Source organism: Polaribacter sp. Q13, from assembly GCF_016858305.2.
In the GTDB taxonomy this organism is placed as follows: Bacteria; Bacteroidota; Bacteroidia; order Flavobacteriales; family Flavobacteriaceae; genus Polaribacter.
The window spans coordinates 4,117,145-4,136,101 of record NZ_CP074436.1 but is presented as its reverse complement, the minus strand read 5'-3'; the positions used below and the strand labels follow the sequence as shown (position 1 = coordinate 4,136,101).

Below are 18,957 nucleotides of genomic sequence, written 5' to 3'. Positions count from 1 at the left end.
ACATAAATTAAGTAATACAACACAATCTCTATACAATGGATAATATTTTAGACAAAGCAAAACAATGGTTAACATCAACTTTTGACGCTGAAACTCAAACAGAAATTCAAGATCTAATCACAAATAACCCAGATGCTTTAGCCGACCGATTCTATAAAAACATGGAATTTGGTACTGGTGGAATGCGTGGGATTATGGGTGCAGGAACCAACAGAATTAATAAATACACCTTAGGTAGAGCAACACAAGGCTTGTCTAATTACTTAATAGAAAACGTAAAAAAAGAACAATTAAGCGTAGTAATTGCTTTTGATTGTAGACATAATAGTAAAAAGTTTGCAAAGATTGTAGCAGATGTCTTATCTGCAAATAATATAAAAGTATTTCTTTTTGAAGATTTACGTCCTACTCCAGAATTATCTTTTGCTGTACGTCATTTAGGATGTGATGCAGGTATTGTATTAACGGCATCTCACAACCCACCAGAATATAACGGATATAAAGTGTATTGGGCAGACGGTGGACAAATTGTTCCTCCGCATGACGGTGGAATTATTGGAAACGTAAATGCATTAGACTTCTCTGAAGTTAACTTTAATGCAAATGAAGATTTAATTGAGGTAATTGGTAAAAATGTTGATGATGTATTTATTGAAGCTTCTGTAAAAAACGGATCTTTATCTGACAAAATTGATAGAAAGAACTTAAAAATTGTATTTACCTCTTTACATGGTACTTCTATAGTTTCTGTACCAGATGCATTAGCAAAAGCAGGATATACAGATGTACATATTGTTGAAGAACAAAGAGTACCTAATGGAGATTTCCCAACAGTAAAATCTCCAAACCCAGAAGAACCAGAAGCTTTAAAAATGGCTACCGATTTAGCAAACAAAATTGGCGCTGATATTGTAATTGGTACGGATCCTGATTGTGATCGATTAGGTGTTGCTATTAGAGATTTAGATGGTAACATGAAATTAATGAATGGGAACCAAACAATGGTTGTTATGACAGAATTCTTGTTAAAAAAATGGAAAGAAGAAGGTAAAATTAAAGGAAATCAATTTGTAGGTTCTACTATTGTTTCTACTGAGTTAGTAAATGATGTTGCCGCTAGTTATAACGTAGAAACCAAAGTTGGTTTAACAGGTTTTAAATGGATTGCTAAAATGGTAAGAGATTTCCCTGAACTCGATTTTATTGGTGGTGGAGAAGAAAGTTTTGGATATATGGTTGGTGGTTTTGTAAGAGATAAAGATGCTGTAACAGCAACTCTTTTAGCTTGTGAAGTTGCTGCTTATGCAAAACAAAACGGAGCTTCTTTTTATGAAGAATTATTAGAGATTTATATTAAAAACAGCTTCTACAAAGAGCATTTAATTTCAATTACTAAAAAAGGTATGGATGGTGCTGCAGAAATTCAGCAAATGTTAAGTGATATGCGTAACAACCCTTTAACAGAAATTGATGGAGAAAAAGTAGAATCTCTTTGCGACTATGATGCATCAACAAAAAAGAATTTAATTACTGGTGAGGTAACTGCTATTGACATGCCTAAATCTAATGTGTTAATATATCAAACTACATCAGGAACAAGAATTGCTGCAAGACCAAGTGGAACGGAACCAAAAATAAAGTTCTACTTTAGTGTAAACACCAAATTAGACAACGCTAAAAATGCTAAAGCTACGGAAGCCGCATTAGATGCTAAAATTCAAAGAATAATTAAAGAAATGAAATTGAATTAATGAATCATTTTAAAGACATTTTAAAGTTTGCAAAACCTTACAAAAAATTTGCATTGTTAAATGTGTTTTTTAATATTTTATATGCCGTTTTTAATGTACTATCTGTACTCGGTTTTATTCCTGTTTTAGGTATATTATTTGGTAAAGAAGAAAAAGTACATCAAAAACCAGTGTATGACGGCATAAGCAGTATTTACGATTATGTACAAGGCTCTATTAATTTCTCTGTTACTAACATGTTAGATAACGGAGGAATTGATAAGGCATTATTATTTATTTGCGTACTTTCTTTTAGTTTATTCTTCTTTAAAAATCTTTTTAGATACCTAGCTTCTTATGTTTTAGCTTTTCTTAGAAATGGAGTTGTTAAGGATATTAGAGATAAATTATACAATAAAATATTAGAATTACCCATCGCCTATTTTTCCGAAAAGAAAAAAGGAGATACCATTGCTAGGTTAACCGCTGATGTAAAAGAAGTAGAAACTACATTTTTAACTTCTTTAGAAACCATTGTTAGAGAACCTTTAACAATAGTTTTTACACTTATTTCTATGTTTGCCATAAGTGTAAAATTAACTTTATTTGTTTTTATATTATTACCAGTTTCTGGGTTTATTATTTCATCTATCAGTAAAAAATTAAAAGCAAATTCTTTATTAGCACAGCAAGAAACCGGTAACTTTTTATCTTTTATAGAAGAAACCCTAACTGGTTTACGCGTTATAAAAGCTTTTAATGCAGAAAAGAGAATAGAATCTAGATTTACAGATTCTACAGATAAATACAGTAAACTAATGACCAAAGTTATCCATAGAAAATCTATGGCATCGCCTATGAGTGAGTTTTTAGGTGTTACCACTATCATTGCCATTCTTTGGTATGGAGGTAAATTAGTTTTAGGTGAAAATAGCGATATGAAACCACAAGAGTTTTTTGGATATATTGGTTTATTTTACCTCGTATTAAACCCTGTAAAAGCTATTGCAACAACTTATTCAGATATTCAAAAAGGAGATGCATCCGCAGAAAGAATAATGGAAGTTTTAAATACCGAAAACAGTATTAAAGACAAACCAAATGCTATTGTTAAACAAAATTTTGAAAATGAAATTGCGTTTAAAAATATTTCTTTTAAATACAAAAAAGAATATGTTCTAAAAGATTTTTCTTTAACCGTTAAAAAAGGACAAACTGTTGCCTTGGTTGGTCAATCTGGAAGTGGAAAATCTACATTAGCAAACCTTATTACTCGCTTTTATGATGTAAACAAAGGTGAAGTTACCATTGATGGAGAAAACATTAAGGACATTACTAAAAAGTCTTTACGTGGCTTAATGGGAATTGTAACTCAAGATTCTATTTTATTTAATGACACCATTGCTAACAATATAAAATTAGGAACCGAAAGCGCCTCTGAAGAAGCTGTTTTAGAAGCTTCTGAAATTGCGAATGCTAATGAGTTCATTCAAAATTTACCGGCAAAATTTGAAACTAATATTGGTGATAGTGGAAACACTCTTTCTGGCGGACAAAAACAACGTTTGTCTATTGCCAGAGCGGTTCTAAAGAATCCACCAATTATGATATTGGATGAAGCAACTTCTGCTCTCGATACCGAATCTGAACAATTGGTACAAGTTGCCTTAGAAAAGATGATGCAAAACAGAACTTCTTTAGTGATTGCACACAGATTATCTACCATACAGAAAGCAGATAAAATTGTAGTACTAAAAAAAGGAAAAATTGTAGAACAAGGAAAACACGAAGAATTATTGGCTAAAAAAGGCGAATATTTTAAACTGGTTTCTATGCAATCTTTAAGCTAAAATCAATATTAAGATGGGCGTCCTTACTTTTTTTAAAAGAAATAAAACCTTTTATTATATTAAAAATGGTTTCTTAGATGCTTTACCTAGAAGTTTTTTCAACAAAAAGTTAAAACATTGGATAGATTATCAGAATAAATATCCTAAAAAGTTAATTGAAGAAAGAGTTACTTATTACATCAATAACAAACTACCTCAAAAGAAAATTGATGGAATTCAATTAAAAAATTTCCAAAAAAAAGGTCATAAAAGTATGTACTATTATGACTTAATGAAATATGGTCGATATTTTAATCAAAATTTAGTTGTAAAACTCTTATTTGGAGATGTAGACACCAACGTAGCAAGTCCTACTTTTGTAAAAAGCAGACCTATTAATCACAATGGAAATTCCGTTCTTTTACCTTTAAATAAATTAAGACATTTTAATTTTATTGATGATACCACACCTTTTTCTGATAAAAAAGACGAAATTGTTTGGAGAGGAATTACGCACAAGGAAAATAGAAAACTGCTAGTAGAGAAATTTAAAAACAGAAAAGGTTTTAATATTTTACCTATTTTTCTAAAAGATAAAAACAAGACGAATTTTATCAGCATAAAAGAACAATTAAAATATAAATTTATCTTGTCTATTGAAGGCAATGATGTAGCCACGAATTTAAAATGGATTATGTCTTCTAATTCTCTGTGTTTTATGCCTAAACCAAAATTTGAAACTTGGTATATGGAAGGAAAACTAAGACCCAACCATCATTATGTTTTAATAAAAGATGATTATTCTGATATGGAAGAAAAAATGAATTTTTATTCTAAAAACATAGAAGAAGCTGAAAAAATAATACAAAATGCAAAAAATTGGACACTGCAATTTAAAGATACTAAATTAGAAAAAGTACTCTCTTTATTAGTGATGAATTCTTTTTTTGAACAAACCCAACAACTTAAATAAAAACGATGCATATTTTAATAGTAAGCAAAGGCAGTATTCCTGTAACTTTATACGGAGGAACAGAAAGAGTAATTTGGAGTTTGGGAAAAGAACTCAACAATTTAGGCCATAAAATTACTTTTTTAGTAAAAAAAGGATCGCATTGTAATTTCGGTAATGTTATTCACATAAATGATGAAGTTGATATTCTTAGTCAAATTCCAAATAATATTGATGTTGTTCACTTTAATTTTCCTCCAAAAAATATTGAAACATTAAAAAAACCCTATGTAATTACAAAACATGGAAATGCAAATGATACACCAGAATTAGATGCTAACACCATTTTTGTATCACAAAACCATGCCAAAAGATTCAATTCTACTTCTTTTGTTTACAACGGATTAGACTGGAGCGAATACAGCAAACCAACTTTAAAAGCACCTAAAGACTATTTTCATTTTTTAGGTAAAGCTGCTTGGAGAGTAAAAAATGTTACAGGAGCAATTAATACTATAAAAAAGACGAAGAACGAAAAAATTAAAATTTTAGGAGGCGTTCGTTTTAATGTTAACATGGGAATTCGTTTTACCTTTTCGCCACGAGCATCCTTTTACGGAATGATTGGCGGACAACAAAAATTCGATATTTTAAACGAATCTAAAGGACTAGTTTTTCCTGTAAAATGGCACGAACCTTTTGGATTAGCAATTACAGAAAGCTTGTATTATGGTTGTCCGGTTTTTGGAACACCTTATGGTTCTCTCCCAGAAATTGTAACCAAAGAAGTTGGTTTTTTATCTAATAATGCTTCTGACTTAGCAAGTTCTATTGAAAATTACTCAAATTTTTCAAGAAAAAAATGTCATGAATACGCACAAGACGTATTCAATGCAAAAGTGATGGCTTTAGCCTATTTAGAAAAATATGAATTGGTTTTAAATAACAAGAAATTAAATTTGACACCGCCTCATAAAAATGCTGTTATCGAACCTAAATTTTTGGATTGGCAAGAATAAGAACTACCCCAAAGTTAAACCTAAACTTTTCCCTTTTTCAATCATAAAATCATAAGAAGCTTGTTGTTCATTTGGTATTTCACCCTCTAAAATAGCTTCTTTGATTGCTTCTTTTATTTGCCCAATTTCTCTACATGGTTTTAAATTAAATGCTTTCATAATTTCTTCACCAGTAACTGGTGGCTGAAAATTACGAATATTATCTCGCTCTTCAACCTCTTTAATTTTAGCTCTTACCAACTCAAAATTTTGATGATAACGCTTAAATTTCTTTGGGTTTTTGGTGGTAATATCTGCTTCACACAAGGTCATTAAAGAATTAATATCATCGCCAGCATCAAAAACCAATCGTCTTACGGCAGAATCCGTAACTTCTGTAGCCAACACAATAGGTCTAGAACTTAACATGACCATTTTCTGAACAAACTTCATCTTATTATTTAATGGCATTTTTAAACGCTTAAATAAACGATACACCATTTTAGAACCTACAAACTCATGCGCATGAAAAGTCCAACCTACTTTTTTACTAAATTTTTTGGTCGGTGCCTTTCCTATATCATGTAATAAAGCTGCCCAACGCAACCAAACATCTTCCGTATTTTCAGAAATATTATCTACTACTTCTAAGGTATGATAAAAATTATCTTTATGTTTTTGCCCCTCTACTTCCTCTACTCCTTTTAAAGCAATTAACTCAGGCAAAATTTGTTTTAACAAACCTGTTTTTTCTAACAACAAGAAACCTATAGACGGTTTTGGAGATGCTAATATTTTATTTAATTCATCAACAATTCTTTCGCGAGTAATAATTTTTAATCGATACCCATTTCTAGTAATTGCTTCTACAGATGCTGTTTCTATATTAAAATTTAATTGCGTTGTAAAACGAATGGCACGCATCATTCTTAAAGGATCATCCGAATAGGTTATATCCGGATTTAAAGGTGTTTTAATTACCTTATTTTTTAAATCTTCAATTCCGTTAAACGGATCTAATAATTGCCCAAAATTTGTTTCATTTAAACTTAAAGCCAAGGCATTTATGGTTAAATCTCTTCTATTTTGATCGTCTTGTAAAGAACCTTCTGTTACATTTGGATTTCTACTATCTTCTGTATAAGACTCTTTTCTTGCACCAACAAATTCAATTTCTACGTCCTTATAACGCAACATAGCAGTACCGTACGTTTTAAAAACCTGAACTTTTGGTTTATTCGGTAATAGTTTAGAAACTCTTTGAGCTAACTCAATTCCGCTTCCTACAGCAACCACATCAATATCTTTTGCATTGCCTCTTTTCAATAAAAAATCACGTACAAACCCACCAATCACAAAACTATCAACCCCTAATTCTTTTGAGGCTTTAGAGATTACACTAAATATTTCTGATGAGATTGCTTCTTTAAAAAAAATTTTTTGCATGAATTTATTTATTGTGATTTACTAGGTTTATGTGCAGTAAAATTACCTAATAACATTAAAACCTCTTTATTAATTGAACCGCAAAATTAACATTTAATTTAAGACTAGAAAAATAGTTTTGCATCCCTTTTAAATAATCAATAAGACTTTATGAAAGCAGATTTTTGTATATAGAAAAATACTTTTCGGCAATTACATCATCATTAAATTTCTGCACAAATTTAAAGCCTTTCTCAATCATGTTATTTGCTAACCTTTCATCGTTTAAAACCAGTTGTATTTTACTTGATAAAGCCTCAACATCCTTAGGAGTAACATACATAGAATCAGTACCACCTGCTTCAGAAAAACAACTTCCTGTACTTGTAATAACCGGTGTTTTAGAATATAATGCCTCTATAATCGGAATTCCAAACCCTTCAAAAACACTAGGATACACAAAAACTGATGCCAACTGATAAATGGCAGATAATTCTGGCATGCTTACATTTTCTAAAAAATGAACTTTTTTTTCTAACTGATTATCCTTTATATAGCTTTCTAAAACTTTAAAATAAGACGTTTTACCTCCAATAATTATTAAAGGAACATCAATATTTTCAATAGCCTTTATAAGAGATAAAATATTTTTTCGCTCGTTTAAAGCACCTACATTTAATATAAATTTTTCTGGTAGCTTAAACTTCTCTTTAACCTCTCTTTTAAATACAGTAGATTTTTCTTCTTTAAAAGTTGCATGACAACCTTGGTAAATAACGTCTATTTTAGCTGCATCAATTTTTAAATACTGTACAATATCTCTTTTAGTTTGTTCGCTAATCGCGATAATTTTATCAGCATTATTAGCCGAAAACTTTACTTTTTTAAGATGTATAATTCTATCAAAAAAAGAGTATAACTTAGGATATCTAATAAAAATTAAATCGTGTATGGTAACAACACTTTTTATTTTTGAATTCTGTATCCCACCTGGAAGTTCTCCTGTTAATCCGTGAAAAATTTGAACACCATCTTTTTCCAATTGATATAAAATAGGACCTTGTCTCCATATAGACGAAAATTTTCTCCAGAATTTCGTTTCGGGTAAAATTTCAAAAATATTTTCTTTTGGTTGAAGTCGTTTTACTTTTTTCGGTTTTGGATTGTATAAATTATAAGTATTATGCGGATAAAATTCTGATAAAATCCTAACCAAATCTCTACCATAATTACCTAAACCAGAAGTGTTGTGATAAATTCTTTTTGCATCAAATCCTATTTTCATCTTAACTTTTTTTAGTTAGTAACCAAAGTTTAATATATCTAGATAAAACACCATAAGATTGTGTTTTTGCAAAAATTAATCCCGCATAACCATCAAGAAAACCCAATTTAATAAAGTAATGTTTTATAAACCTAGCGGATGGTTTTATAATAAAATGAAAAAGACTCACAGTCGATTTTCCTTTGCTAAATAATTCTTCTGACTTTAAGGTAGAATACCTATTTAGTTTATTGATATAGTGATTATAATCTCTAAACGTATAATGTTCTATATTTTCTTTTAAAACCCCTATTTTTCCTTTAAAATTAATTTTTTCATGCACAAGAGCTCCATCATATTTACAAAAATCTTTTAAGAAAAGTCGTATAACTCTATCATTTTGAACACCACCATATTTTATATTTTTACCTGCAAAATAGGTTATTCTTCTAATATTATATCCCACAAAATCTTTAGGGTTTTTAACCACATCTAAAATTTCTTTTTCTAAAGCAGGTGTTACTCTTTCATCTGCATCTAAAATATAAATCCAAGCATGGGTTGCTTGGTCAATAGCAAAGTTTTTTTGAGAAGAAAAATCATCAAACTTTCGTTTGATGATTTTTACATTTAACATCTCTGCTATTTCTAAAGTTTTATCTGTACTATAAGAATCTATAACAATAATTTCATCTGCAAAACTTACTGATTTAATAGCATCACCAATATGAATTTCTTCATTTAATGTTGGAATAATTGCAGTAATTTTTGTCATAGTTTTTTAATTCTTAAACTGCTACATCATATTCACGTAACGCATCGTTTAAAGAAGTCTTTTTATTGGTACTTTCTTTTCTTTTTCCGATAATTAATGCACATGGCACATTGAATTCTCCTGCTGCAAATTTCTTAGTATAACTACCAGGAATTACTACAGAACGTGCAGGTACTACACCTTTAGTTTCCACAGGTACATCACCAGTAACATCAATAATTTTAGTACTCATTGTTAATACAACATTTGCACCTAAAACCGCTTCTTTTTCGACTCTTACTCCTTCTACAACAATACATCTAGAACCTATAAAAGCTCCGTCTTCTATAATTACAGGTGCAGCTTGTAAAGGCTCTAAAACACCACCAATACCAACACCACCAGAAAGGTGTACATTTTTACCAATTTGTGCACAAGAACCAACTGTTGCCCAAGTATCTACCATAGTACCTTCATCTACATACGCACCAATATTTACATAACTTGGCATTAAAATAGTACCTGGTGAAAGATAAGATCCTTTACGAGCAGATGCTCCAGGAACTACACGAACTCCTTGTGCTGCGTAATCTGTTTTTAAAGGCATTTTATCGTGATATTCGAAAATACCAGCTTCTAAAGTTTCCATTTTCTGAATAGGAAAATATAAAACTACCGCTTTTTTTACCCATTCGTTAACTTGCCATCCACCATCTATTGGCTCTGCAACTCTTAACTCTCCTTTATCTAATAAATCAACAACTTTTCTAATAGTGTTAATTGTATTTTCTTCTTTTAACAACTCGCGATTATCCCAAGCTGACTCTATGATTTTTCTAATTTCTTTCATCGTAATAAGTATATTTGTGCAAATATAAATCTATCCACAAAAACGTGGACGAATATACGTTTTTTAAACAGATTATTACATCTTGTTTAAAATACAATTATCATTTATTATAGATAAATGATTTAAGACCGCTTTGCTTTTAGAATCAACTACCAAGACTTCACTGTAACCATCTGACAAACAAATGTTTTTTAAATGATTCACAATAAATTTGAATAGTTGTACACCTATCGGCAAGTATTAAGAAAACGAATTTAACTGGATGTTTATATAGTATAAAACAAAAAAACGTTCATTAATTGATAATATTTCAATTAAACAGTAGTTATTATATTATAACTTTTATTTTTGCAAAAAACATTTAATTTGGGTAAAATTCTCGCCATTGATTTTGGTAAAAAAAGAACAGGTATTGCAGTTACTGATGAACTACAAATTATAGCCTCTGGTTTAACAACTGTAAATACAGATGATTTAATTCCTTTTTTGAAAAAATATATTTCAGAAAATCAGGTAGAACTTTTTATAGTAGGAAAACCGAAACAGATGAATAATACAGATAGTGAAAGTGAAACGTTAATACTTCCTTTTCTAAAAAAATTAGAAAAACAAATTCCTCAAATTCCACTTCTAAGAATTGATGAACGTTTTACTTCTAAAATGGCTTTTCAAACAATGATTGATGGTGGTTTAAATAAAAAGCAACGTAGAAACAAGGCTTTAGTTGATGAAATTAGTGCGACTATCATTTTACAGTCGTATTTATATAACAAATAACAATTATGTAAATCTATAATTACAGCATTGTTGAATTGTTAAAATAATTCTAAAAGTTATGACTTATAAAAATTCGTAATTCAAAAATTCGTAATTCGTAATTCTAAATTGTACTTTTGCCAATCTTAAAATAAAAAGAAATGATATTACCAGTTGTAGCTTATGGAGATCCAGTTTTACGAAAAATGTCCGTAGAAATTGATGCAGATTATCCCGATTTAGAAAAATTGATTTCTAATATGAAAGAAACCATGTACAATGCTTCTGGTGTTGGTTTGGCAGCTCCTCAAATTGGTAAAGCAATCCGTTTATTTATTATTGATGCTTCTCCTTTTGCCGAAGATGAAGATTTATCTGACAAGGACAGAGAAGCTTTAAAAAACTTCAATAAAGTATTTATAAATGCTAAAATATTAAAAGAAGAAGGTGATGAATGGGCTTTTAACGAAGGATGTTTAAGTATTCCTGATGTTAGAGAAGACGTTTTTCGTCAGCCAGAAATTACCATTGAATATCAAGATGAAGATTTTAAAACCCAAACAGAAACCTTAGATGGTTTAGCTGCAAGAGTTTTTCAGCACGAGTATGATCATATAGATGGAATTTTATTTACAGATAAACTTTCTTCACTAAAAAAAAGATTGATAAAAAAGAAATTAGAAAATATTTCTAAAGGGAAAATTAATGTAGATTACAGAATGCGTTTCCCAAATGCTAAAAAAGGTAAATAATAAAAATTAAGTTTGTCCGTGTGCAAACGAAAACTATTTGTTTTCGAATTAAAACTACAACCGCTCACGAGATAATATAGAACAAAATATACAATATGGAATTTAACAAAATTATTGCCGTAACAGGTAAACCTGGATTATTTCAAGTAATCTCACAATCTAAAAATGCCGTAATAGCAGAATCTTTAGTAGAAAAAAAACGTGTAGCAATTAATGCTGCTCAAAACGTAAGTTTGTTAGAAAACATAGCAATTTACACGTACGAAGAAGATGTACCTTTATTAAACATTTTTACCGCTATGTATGAAAAAACAGAAGGTAAAGAAGCTTTATCTCATAAAGAAAGCAGTAAAAATTTAACAGCTTTTTTCTCTGAAGTTTTACCTGGTTATGATGAAGAAAGAGTATACGCTTCTAACATAAAAAAAGTAATTCAGTGGTTTAATATTTTAGTAAAAGCAGGTATGGATTTTTCTAAAGTAGAAGAAGTGGCTGTTGAAGAAACGGAAAAAGAGTAAGCAGTATTCAGTCTCAGTTTTCAGTGAGCAGGTTTGTGGTATTAAGTGTTAGAAACTAAATTATATAACGACTGTCATTTCGAAATGAGCTTTTTTATGCGATTGAGAAATCTCATAAACATATTAGATTTACTATATACTGAACATAATATTCAACTTAGAAACTGAAAAAGAGTAAGCAGTATTCAGTCTCAGTTTTCAGTGAGCAGGTTTGTGGTATTTAATATAAAAAAAATAACAACTGTCATTCCGAACGAAGAATGAGGAGGAATCTTAGTTAGATTTCTCAATCGTTTTTCAACTCATTTCGAAATGACATTTTAATAAAACATCATTTTGAATAGCAGAAAAGAACAGTTAGCCGCTTTTAATAGATTGTTAGATATTATGGATGATCTTCGTGAGAAGTGTCCGTGGGATAAAAAACAAACTTTAGAAAGTTTACGTCATCTAACTATAGAAGAAACGTACGAATTAGTAGATGCTATTCTTGATAATGATTTACCAGAAATAAAAAAAGAATTAGGCGATGTGCTTCTGCACATCGTCTTTTATGCTAAAATAGGAAGCGAACAAAAAGCTTTTGACATTGGTGATGTTGCTAATGCTATTTGCGACAAATTAATACACAGACATCCTCATATTTATGGAGACGTTGTTGCAGAAACGGAAGAAGAAGTAAAACGTAATTGGGAACAATTAAAATTAAAAGAAGGAAACACATCCGTTTTAGAAGGTGTTCCTAAAAGTTTACCTGCCGTTGTAAAAGCAAGCAGAATTCAAGAAAAAGTAAAAGGTGTTGGTTTCGACTGGGAAAAACCCGAACAAGTTTGGGAAAAAGTACAAGAAGAATTAACTGAATTAAACGAAGAAGTGAAAGCTGGAAACAAAGAAAATACCGAAAAAGAATTTGGGGATGTCTTATTTTCTATGATTAACTACGCTCGTTTTATTGGTGTAAACCCAGAAAATGCTTTAGAAAAAACCAACAAAAAATTTATAAATCGTTTTCAATTTTTAGAAGAAGAAGCTAAAAAAGAAGGAAAAGAACTTGCAGATATGTCCTTAACTGAAATGGATGTCTATTGGGAAAAATCTAAAGAGTTTTTTAGGTAAAAATATCTAAACCTCAATGACTTTAAAAACCTTTAAGGTTTATTACTTAATTATTTTTTTTGGATAAATTTCGATTCTAAAAACCCCAATCCATAGCCTAAAAATTGGGTTAAAGTAGTAAATAAACTTAAAAAAGCGACATACAAATTGGTATTCTGAACTAAAGAATCTAAGAAAATTAGCGCGAAATAAAATCCATAGAAATAGAGTAATTGATTGTAGCCAAAGAAGGCTAAAATGATACTTATACCAATCCCTATAATAAACAAAGAAGGAAACCAATACGTTGGTTTTGCTGTTGATGGATACTTTTTATTTAAAATTGGTCTTGCGGTTCCAAAACCATAAGTTTGTTTAAAAAACTGTGGAATTGTACTTCTTCTTTTATGGTAGACAAATGCTTTTTCTATCAATTGTGTTTCACAATCGTTTTCCCAAAGTCGGAACGTTAAATCGATATCTTCTCCGTTTTTCATTTTAGAAAAACCTTGTGTTTTTTCGAATGCTTTTTTAGACAAACCTAAGTTAAAGCTTCTTGGTTGAAATTTACCAACTGCTTGCTTTTTACCACGAATTCCTCCTGTTGTTAAAACAGAAGTCATTGAATAATTAATAGCTTTTTGCAGGGATGTAAAACTGCTATGCGCTGCATCTGGTCCACCAAAAGCATCTGTAAAATTAGATTCTATAGCTTTTTTTACTTCGGATAAATACTGCTCTGGTACAATTACATCAGAATCTAAAATAATAAAATAATTTCCCGTAGCTTTTTGCATCCCGAAGTTTCGGCTTGCTCCTGCTCCACTATTTTCTTTAAAAAAATATTTTAAATCTAATTGATTTTTATATTTCTCTACAACTAAATCACTTTTATCCGAAGAACCATCTTCTATAATTAAAACTTCAAAATCAGTAGAAAAATCTTGTTTGGTAAGACTTTCTAGCAACTCTTCTATTTCATTAGGTCGATTATAAACAGGAATTATTAAAGAAAAATTTAGACTCAAATTTTAAAGGTTTTCAAAGTTTTAAAGGTTAAAAAATTTTAAAACTATCTTGTAAATGTAAAAAATAGAACGGTCATACATCAAATAAAACTAAGAAAAAGACAATTTTAATGCGAGTTTAAATGTTTTTAAAATAAATACTATCTTATACCCAAATAAATCGAACGTTTTTGATCATTGAGAAAAACTTTCTCTTTTTGAAAAAGATACGGTGAATGCATTTATCAGCTTTAAAAAAGCGTAACCTATAAACCCTAAAAACAGAAATTCTAAACGTTTCATAAATAAAACAACAATGACATTAGAAGAATTAAAATATCCGATAGGAAGAACAAATATCCCAGAAAATATCACCAAAAAAAATATTGAAGATTGGATTTCAATTTTAGAAAGATTCCCTCAAGAACTAGAGTTTTTAACCAAAAACCTATCGGACAACCAACTAGACACTCCTTACAGAGAAGGTGGCTGGACAATTAGACAAGTTGTACATCATTGTTATGACAGTCATCATAATTCGTATACGCGTTTTAAATGGACTTTAACAGAAGACAATCCTATAATTAAAGCATACTATGAAGAGCGTTGGGCAGAATTACAAGATGCTAAATCTGCACCTATCTTTTTATCTATTGATGCTTTAAAGGCCTTACATTCTAAATGGGTATATTTATTACGTGACTTAAAAGATGCTGAATTAGAAAAAACTTTTATTCATCCTTCAGATAATAAAAAGGTTCATTTAAAGGAAAGTATTTGTATTTATGCTTGGCACAGCAAACATCATTTTGCGCACATAGAAGAGTTAATGATTAGAAATGGCTGGAAATAAAAAATAGTATAAAAACACTTATCTTTAAGCTTATAAATAACATTCATGAAAACTGCCAAAGAGTATTTTGACGAATATGCTGTAAGTCATCAAAATGAAACAAACCAAGCAATACATTATATTTGTGTTCCATTAATTTTTTTTAGTGTTATTGGTTTACTCATGAGTATACCAACTACATTTTTAGAAAACTCCTTAAATTTATCTAATCCATTAATAGAAAATTGGGCCGTAATAGTTGGTTTTGTTATTTCTGTTTTTTATCTACGATTAGGTATTTGGTATTTTATAGAAATGTTATTTATAATTTTAACAGCCATTTTAGCCAATTTTTTGCTAGCCAATCAAGTAAACTTACTTTATGCATCTCTTATTATTTTTGTTTTAGCTTGGATTGGTCAGTTTTATGGACATAAAGTAGAAGGAGCAAAACCCTCTTTTTTAAAAGATTTAGAATTTTTACTGATAGGTCCTTTATGGGTTATTCAGAAATTAGGAAAGAAAAAATAACCGATGAAAGAAGAAATTAATTTCGAAGATTTTTTAAAAGTTGATATTAGAATAGGTACCATAATTGAAGTGAATGATTTCCCTAAAGCTAAAAAACCTGCGTATCAATTAAAAATTGATTTTGGTGCTTTAGGTATTAAAAAATCGAGTGCACAAATAACAGATTTATATACCAAAGAAGCCCTCTTAAATAAGCAAGTTACTGTAATAGTAAATTTTAAACCTAGACAAATTGCCAACTTTATGAGCGAATGTTTGGTGATGGGTGTTTATAATACAGATGGAAATGTAGTTTTATTACAAGCCTCTAAAGAAATTAAAAACGGAGAACAAGTTAATTAGTGGTTTAAGGTTTCTAAAAGATTATTTATATCAATTCTCTAAAAATTAATTCTTAGGATTATTTAAAATTACTAAAGCACCTATTACTCCAGGAATCCATCCGCAAAGCGTTAATAAAAAAATAATAAAGAAAGAACCACAACCTTTATCTATCACAGAAAGTGGCGGAAAAAAAATAGCGAATAATACTCTTATAAAACTCATATTTATATATAGTTAGTTACATAAATAAGACGAACCAAAAATAGATTTGTTACAAAATAATACTGAAAAAAATAAAAGTTAAACTATGGTATTTTCTATTTAAAATCTTACCAAAATCATCTTTAAATAGCAAAATAGACTTTATTTAAAATGAAGGCTAAAAAAATACAGAAATTAAAGCAATAATAGTGACTATTCACATCTACATGTGTCTTAAAATTATAGCATAAAAAAAAGATTATGCTAACTACTATTCTTAACTTTGCAAAAAATAATTTATTTACTTATGAAAAAAATTTTATGTATTGTCTTATTGATGACTGCAGCTATTGGGTGTAAATCTACTTCTGCTGTTAGTACCAAACTAGACAATAAAACCGAACGAATATTAAAAGGTAATTTCACAATTACAGCTGTTAATTTTCCTGGATCAGATTTTTTAAATGTTACTTCTTTTTACATTGCAGATTCTAAATGTTTTGTTGGTAGTAACTGGAGCTTTATTTCAAATAATAACAAAGGAGAAATGTCTCTTAACACCCCAGATACTTCTTGTAAAGAATTTAGCTCTCCAATAACTTGGTACCTTAATAAGGATGGTAATTTTGTGTTAAAAATTATTAACGATTACAAGGCTAAAGAAGTTAATAATGGTTTTGTTTTAAATATTAAAAATGTAACAGAAACAAGTTTCGACTTGGTAGACCAAATTAACGTTGCAGGACAAACAAAAGATATTACGTATTCATTTCAAAGACAATAATCAATTAAAGAAACACAATGAAAAAATCAATAATTTATAGTTTATCAGTATTACTTTTAACGGCAAGCATGCTTACTTCTTGTGAAGCTGTTAAAAATGCAAATAACACTCAAAAAGGTGCTGGTATTGGTACTGCAGCAGGTGCTATTTTAGGTGCCGTAATTGGAAACAATGTTGGAAATGGAAAAAATTCTGAATTAGGCGCTGTATTAGGTGGCGTAATTGGTGGAGTTACCGGTGGTGTAATTGGTAATAAAATGGACAAACAAGCTCGTGAAATTGAAGAAGCTTTACCTGGCGCGGAAGTAGAAAGAGTTGGAGAAGGAATTATGTTAACTTTAGGAGAAAATGCTGTAAGGTTTGATACTAATAAATCTACTTTAACTGCTACTGCACAAGCAAACTTAGAAAAATTGGTTCCAGTTCTTAATAGTTATGAAAATACCAATATTGCTATTTATGGTTACACAGATAGCACTGGTAAAGTAGAATACAACCAAACTTTATCTGCAAAGAGAGCTAATTCGGTAAAAGACTATTTAATTTCTAAAGGAATACTTGGCACTAGAATTGAAACCAAAGGTTTAGGTATTAATGATCCTATTGCAACAAACGAAACTGCAGAAGGAAGAAGTAAAAACAGACGTGTGGAATTTGCCATAGTTGCAAACGAACAAATGATTAAAGAAGCACAAAAAGAAGCAGGAAACTAAGTATAATCTTACTTTTATAGAAAGGCCACTCAAATGAGTGGCCTTTTTTGTTTCATCAAACTATATTTTCCCTAATTTTGCATCCCATAAACAATTAAGAATGCCACGTAGAGAACGAAATAAATTTGTAAAGAAGAATCAAGTTTTAGAATTAAAAATTGAAGATTACGCTTTTGGCGGAAAAGGAATTGCAAGAATCCATTCTGAAGAAGGAAGTTTTGTTGTTTTTGTACCAAATACGTTACCTGGTCAGTTGGTAAAAGCACAAATTAGCAAGTCTAGTAAAAACTATGCAGAAGCTAAATTGATAGATGTTTTAGAACCTTCTGAAGATGAAGTGGAAGTACCTTTTCAAGATATTCCGGGTGCGCCTTACATTCAATTACCTATAGATTTACAACATCAATATAAAAAAGAAAGTACTTTATCTTTATTCAAACGAATTGGTAAAGTAGAAAATATCGAAGATTTATTTGATGAATTTATTACTTCTCCAAATGTATTTCATTACAGAAATAAAATGGAGTATGGTTTTTCTGCTATTGGTTATGATAGAATTACAAAAAGAGATAAAGACGAGTTCACTCTAGGTTTTAAAAGACGTGGTGTTTGGTGGATGGGGGATAATTTAGAAAAAGATTCTGGTTTGTTTGATAAGCAACTAGAAGACAATCTAAAAAACATTCGTCAATATTGTATAGACACCGGTTTAGAACCTTGGCACGGACCAAGAAAGACAGGTTTTTTCCGTTACTTTGTAGTAAGAAAATCTTTTAAAACAGACGAATTGCTATGTAATTTAGTTACTACCTCTCCTGAATTAGAGAATTTCGATTTACAGAAATTTGCGACTTTCCTTAAAGATATTTTTGGAGATCGTTTAGCAGGTTTATTACATACCATTAATGACGAAACCGGAGATAGAACTATTGCAACCGCAGGTAGTTTAGATTTAGTGTATGGAAAAGATAAAATTGTAGAAGAATTATTAGGTTTAAATTTTGAAATTAGTATGAAAAGCTTTTTTCAAACCAACCCAAAATGTGCCGAAAAACTATACTCTAAAGTTGTTGAATATGTTTTAGAAGACAAAACAAAAGTAGACAATACTGTGGTAATGGATTTATTTTGCGGAACAGGAACCATCGGTCAAATTGTAGCTTCTAAAAGTGAAAACGCAAAAATTGTAGGCGTAGATATTGTAGCTTCCGCTATTGAAGATGCAGAGAAAAATGCCAAAAGAAATAATATTGATGGCCTAAAGTTTTATGCCGCAGATGTTGGTAAGTTCTTAGTTGCACATCCAGAATATCAAGATAAAATAAAAACGATTATTTTAGATCCTGCTAGAGCAGGAATTGCACCTAAAACACTACAAAAAATAATCAATTTAAATGCAGACAGAATGGTGTATGTTTCTTGTAACCCTGCAACACAAGCTAGAGATACAGAATTATTGGCAGAAGCGGGGTATCAAATGAAAAAAATTAGTTTGGTAGATCAATTTCCGCATACGAGTCATATTGAAACGGTTGTCTTGTTTGAAAAAGCATAAAACTTATTTGTTTATAAAAAGGTTTATTTATAAAACTCCATAAAGAACTAATAATAAGTGAACTAAATTATTAGAATTAAGATAATT

20 protein-coding genes are annotated in these 18,957 nt (G+C 29.9%); 14 read left to right on the top strand and 6 right to left on the bottom strand.

Annotated features, from left to right (window positions below; all coding sequences use genetic code 11):
• Positions 1 to 35: 35 nt before the first annotated feature.
• From JOP69_RS17495 to JOP69_RS17480, 4 genes are read left to right on the top strand one after another with little or no spacing between them, the layout of a single operon-like run.
• Positions 36 to 1,751: a phospho-sugar mutase gene (locus JOP69_RS17495; protein WP_203393585.1), complete on the top strand. Its 1,716-nt coding sequence runs from the start codon at positions 36 to 38 to the stop codon at positions 1,749 to 1,751.
• Positions 1,751 to 3,580 carry an ABC transporter ATP-binding protein gene (locus JOP69_RS17490; protein ID WP_203393586.1) on the top strand — a complete coding sequence of 610 codons (1,830 nt, stop codon included), beginning with the start codon at positions 1,751 to 1,753 and terminating at the stop codon, positions 3,578 to 3,580. The genes JOP69_RS17495 and JOP69_RS17490 overlap by 1 nt, the downstream gene beginning before the upstream one ends.
• A 13-nt stretch (positions 3,581 to 3,593) precedes the next feature.
• Complete coding sequence (locus JOP69_RS17485; RefSeq protein WP_203393587.1) at positions 3,594 to 4,532, top strand: glycosyl transferase family 90; 939 nt, start codon at positions 3,594 to 3,596, stop codon at positions 4,530 to 4,532.
• A gap of 5 nt (positions 4,533 to 4,537) precedes the next feature.
• Positions 4,538 to 5,530 carry a glycosyltransferase gene (locus JOP69_RS17480; protein WP_203393588.1) on the top strand — a complete coding sequence of 331 codons (993 nt, stop codon included), beginning with the start codon at positions 4,538 to 4,540 and terminating at the stop codon, positions 5,528 to 5,530.
• A 3-nt stretch (positions 5,531 to 5,533) separates the two neighbouring features.
• Here the strand turns inward: JOP69_RS17480 and JOP69_RS17475 are convergent, their stop codons facing one another.
• The 4 genes from JOP69_RS17475 to JOP69_RS17460 all read right to left on the bottom strand — a co-directional run bounded on the left by JOP69_RS17475 (position 5,534) and on the right by JOP69_RS17460 (position 9,802).
• Positions 5,534 to 6,955 carry a CCA tRNA nucleotidyltransferase gene (locus JOP69_RS17475; protein WP_203393589.1) on the bottom strand — a complete coding sequence of 474 codons (1,422 nt, stop codon included), beginning with the start codon at positions 6,953 to 6,955 and terminating at the stop codon, positions 5,534 to 5,536.
• A 148-nt stretch (positions 6,956 to 7,103) separates the two neighbouring features.
• Positions 7,104 to 8,219, bottom strand: a complete 1,116-nt coding sequence (locus tag JOP69_RS17470; RefSeq protein WP_203393590.1) for a glycosyltransferase family 1 protein — start codon at positions 8,217 to 8,219, stop codon at positions 7,104 to 7,106.
• A gap of 1 nt (position 8,220) precedes the next feature.
• Positions 8,221 to 8,973, bottom strand: a complete 753-nt coding sequence (locus JOP69_RS17465; RefSeq protein WP_203393591.1) for a glycosyltransferase family 2 protein — start codon at positions 8,971 to 8,973, stop codon at positions 8,221 to 8,223.
• Positions 8,974 to 8,986: 13 nt separating this feature from the next.
• Complete coding sequence (locus JOP69_RS17460; RefSeq protein ID WP_203393592.1) at positions 8,987 to 9,802, bottom strand: 2,3,4,5-tetrahydropyridine-2,6-dicarboxylate N-succinyltransferase; 816 nt, start codon at positions 9,800 to 9,802, stop codon at positions 8,987 to 8,989.
• 366 nt (positions 9,803 to 10,168) lie between these two features.
• On the opposite strand from JOP69_RS17460, the gene ruvX reads away from it, so the two are divergent.
• The 4 genes from ruvX (at position 10,169) to mazG (ending at position 12,944) form a co-directional block, all read left to right on the top strand.
• The gene (ruvX, locus tag JOP69_RS17455; RefSeq protein WP_203393593.1) at positions 10,169 to 10,579 is read left to right on the top strand and encodes a Holliday junction resolvase RuvX; all 411 of its coding nucleotides are present in this window, start codon (positions 10,169 to 10,171) and stop codon (positions 10,577 to 10,579) included.
• 140 nt (positions 10,580 to 10,719) lie between these two features.
• A complete protein-coding gene (gene def / locus JOP69_RS17450; RefSeq protein WP_203393594.1) occupies positions 10,720 to 11,310 on the top strand; it encodes a peptide deformylase in 591 nt (196 codons plus the stop codon).
• Positions 11,311 to 11,405: 95 nt separating this feature from the next.
• Entirely contained in the window at positions 11,406 to 11,828 is a 423-nt protein-coding gene (locus JOP69_RS17445; protein WP_203393595.1) for a DUF5606 domain-containing protein, read from the top strand.
• 336 nt (positions 11,829 to 12,164) lie between these two features.
• Positions 12,165 to 12,944, top strand: coding sequence for a nucleoside triphosphate pyrophosphohydrolase (gene mazG, locus JOP69_RS17440; protein WP_203393596.1), 780 nt, complete (start codon positions 12,165 to 12,167; stop codon positions 12,942 to 12,944).
• 50 nt (positions 12,945 to 12,994) lie between these two features.
• On the opposite strand, the gene JOP69_RS17435 is transcribed toward mazG, so the two are convergent.
• Positions 12,995 to 13,951, bottom strand: coding sequence for a glycosyltransferase family 2 protein (locus tag JOP69_RS17435; RefSeq protein ID WP_203393597.1), 957 nt, complete (start codon positions 13,949 to 13,951; stop codon positions 12,995 to 12,997).
• A 295-nt stretch (positions 13,952 to 14,246) separates the two neighbouring features.
• Between JOP69_RS17435 and JOP69_RS17430 the strand changes: the two genes are divergently transcribed.
• Genes JOP69_RS17430 through JOP69_RS17420 form a run of 3 tightly spaced genes read left to right on the top strand, consistent with a single transcriptional unit; the run spans position 14,247 to position 15,635 of the window.
• A complete protein-coding gene (locus JOP69_RS17430) occupies positions 14,247 to 14,783 on the top strand; it encodes a YfiT family bacillithiol transferase (RefSeq protein ID WP_203393598.1) in 537 nt (178 codons plus the stop codon).
• A 45-nt stretch (positions 14,784 to 14,828) separates the two neighbouring features.
• Positions 14,829 to 15,293 carry a DUF962 domain-containing protein gene (locus JOP69_RS17425; RefSeq protein WP_203393599.1) on the top strand — a complete coding sequence of 155 codons (465 nt, stop codon included), beginning with the start codon at positions 14,829 to 14,831 and terminating at the stop codon, positions 15,291 to 15,293.
• A gap of 3 nt (positions 15,294 to 15,296) precedes the next feature.
• Positions 15,297 to 15,635, top strand: coding sequence for a tRNA-binding protein (locus tag JOP69_RS17420; RefSeq protein WP_203393600.1), 339 nt, complete (start codon positions 15,297 to 15,299; stop codon positions 15,633 to 15,635).
• A gap of 45 nt (positions 15,636 to 15,680) precedes the next feature.
• On the opposite strand, the gene JOP69_RS17415 is transcribed toward JOP69_RS17420, so the two are convergent.
• A complete protein-coding gene (locus JOP69_RS17415; RefSeq protein WP_105048061.1) occupies positions 15,681 to 15,839 on the bottom strand; it encodes a YqaE/Pmp3 family membrane protein in 159 nt (52 codons plus the stop codon).
• Positions 15,840 to 16,125: 286 nt separating this feature from the next.
• On the opposite strand from JOP69_RS17415, the gene JOP69_RS17410 reads away from it, so the two are divergent.
• The 3 genes from JOP69_RS17410 to rlmD all read left to right on the top strand — a co-directional run bounded on the left by JOP69_RS17410 (position 16,126) and on the right by rlmD (position 18,870).
• Complete coding sequence (locus tag JOP69_RS17410; protein ID WP_249987345.1) at positions 16,126 to 16,602, top strand: lipocalin family protein; 477 nt, start codon at positions 16,126 to 16,128, stop codon at positions 16,600 to 16,602.
• Between the two features lie 17 nt (positions 16,603 to 16,619).
• On the top strand, positions 16,620 to 17,315 hold the full coding sequence (locus tag JOP69_RS17405; RefSeq protein WP_203393601.1) for an OmpA family protein: 696 nt from the start codon (positions 16,620 to 16,622) through the stop codon (positions 17,313 to 17,315).
• A 100-nt stretch (positions 17,316 to 17,415) separates the two neighbouring features.
• Complete coding sequence (rlmD, locus tag JOP69_RS17400; protein ID WP_203393602.1) at positions 17,416 to 18,870, top strand: 23S rRNA (uracil(1939)-C(5))-methyltransferase RlmD; 1,455 nt, start codon at positions 17,416 to 17,418, stop codon at positions 18,868 to 18,870.
• The last annotated feature ends 87 nt before the right edge of the window (positions 18,871 to 18,957 follow it).

Bases quoted from the DNA above. Each gene is read 5' to 3' on its own strand.
- JOP69_RS17470 (WP_203393590.1), bottom strand. From the start codon at position 8,219: ATGAAAATAGGATTTGATGCAAAAAGAATTTATCACAACACTTCTGGT.
- JOP69_RS17430 (WP_203393598.1), top strand. From the start codon at position 14,247: ATGACATTAGAAGAATTAAAATATCCGATAGGAAGAACAAATATCCCA.
- JOP69_RS17475 (WP_203393589.1), bottom strand. From the start codon at position 6,955: ATGCAAAAAATTTTTTTTAAAGAAGCAATCTCATCAGAAATATTTAGT.
- JOP69_RS17405 (WP_203393601.1), top strand. From the start codon at position 16,620: ATGAAAAAATCAATAATTTATAGTTTATCAGTATTACTTTTAACGGCA.
- JOP69_RS17425 (WP_203393599.1), top strand. From the start codon at position 14,829: ATGAAAACTGCCAAAGAGTATTTTGACGAATATGCTGTAAGTCATCAA.
- JOP69_RS17485 (WP_203393587.1), top strand. From the start codon at position 3,594: ATGGGCGTCCTTACTTTTTTTAAAAGAAATAAAACCTTTTATTATATT.
- JOP69_RS17495 (WP_203393585.1), top strand. From the start codon at position 36: ATGGATAATATTTTAGACAAAGCAAAACAATGGTTAACATCAACTTTT.
- rlmD (WP_203393602.1), top strand. From the start codon at position 17,416: ATGCCACGTAGAGAACGAAATAAATTTGTAAAGAAGAATCAAGTTTTA.
- JOP69_RS17410 (WP_249987345.1), top strand. From the start codon at position 16,126: ATGAAAAAAATTTTATGTATTGTCTTATTGATGACTGCAGCTATTGGG.
- JOP69_RS17460 (WP_203393592.1), bottom strand. From the start codon at position 9,802: ATGAAAGAAATTAGAAAAATCATAGAGTCAGCTTGGGATAATCGCGAG.
- JOP69_RS17415 (WP_105048061.1), bottom strand. From the start codon at position 15,839: ATGAGTTTTATAAGAGTATTATTCGCTATTTTTTTTCCGCCACTTTCT.
- JOP69_RS17420 (WP_203393600.1), top strand. From the start codon at position 15,297: ATGAAAGAAGAAATTAATTTCGAAGATTTTTTAAAAGTTGATATTAGA.
- def (WP_203393594.1), top strand. From the start codon at position 10,720: ATGATATTACCAGTTGTAGCTTATGGAGATCCAGTTTTACGAAAAATG.
- JOP69_RS17445 (WP_203393595.1), top strand. From the start codon at position 11,406: ATGGAATTTAACAAAATTATTGCCGTAACAGGTAAACCTGGATTATTT.
- JOP69_RS17490 (WP_203393586.1), top strand. From the start codon at position 1,751: ATGAATCATTTTAAAGACATTTTAAAGTTTGCAAAACCTTACAAAAAA.
- JOP69_RS17480 (WP_203393588.1), top strand. From the start codon at position 4,538: ATGCATATTTTAATAGTAAGCAAAGGCAGTATTCCTGTAACTTTATAC.
- JOP69_RS17465 (WP_203393591.1), bottom strand. From the start codon at position 8,973: ATGACAAAAATTACTGCAATTATTCCAACATTAAATGAAGAAATTCAT.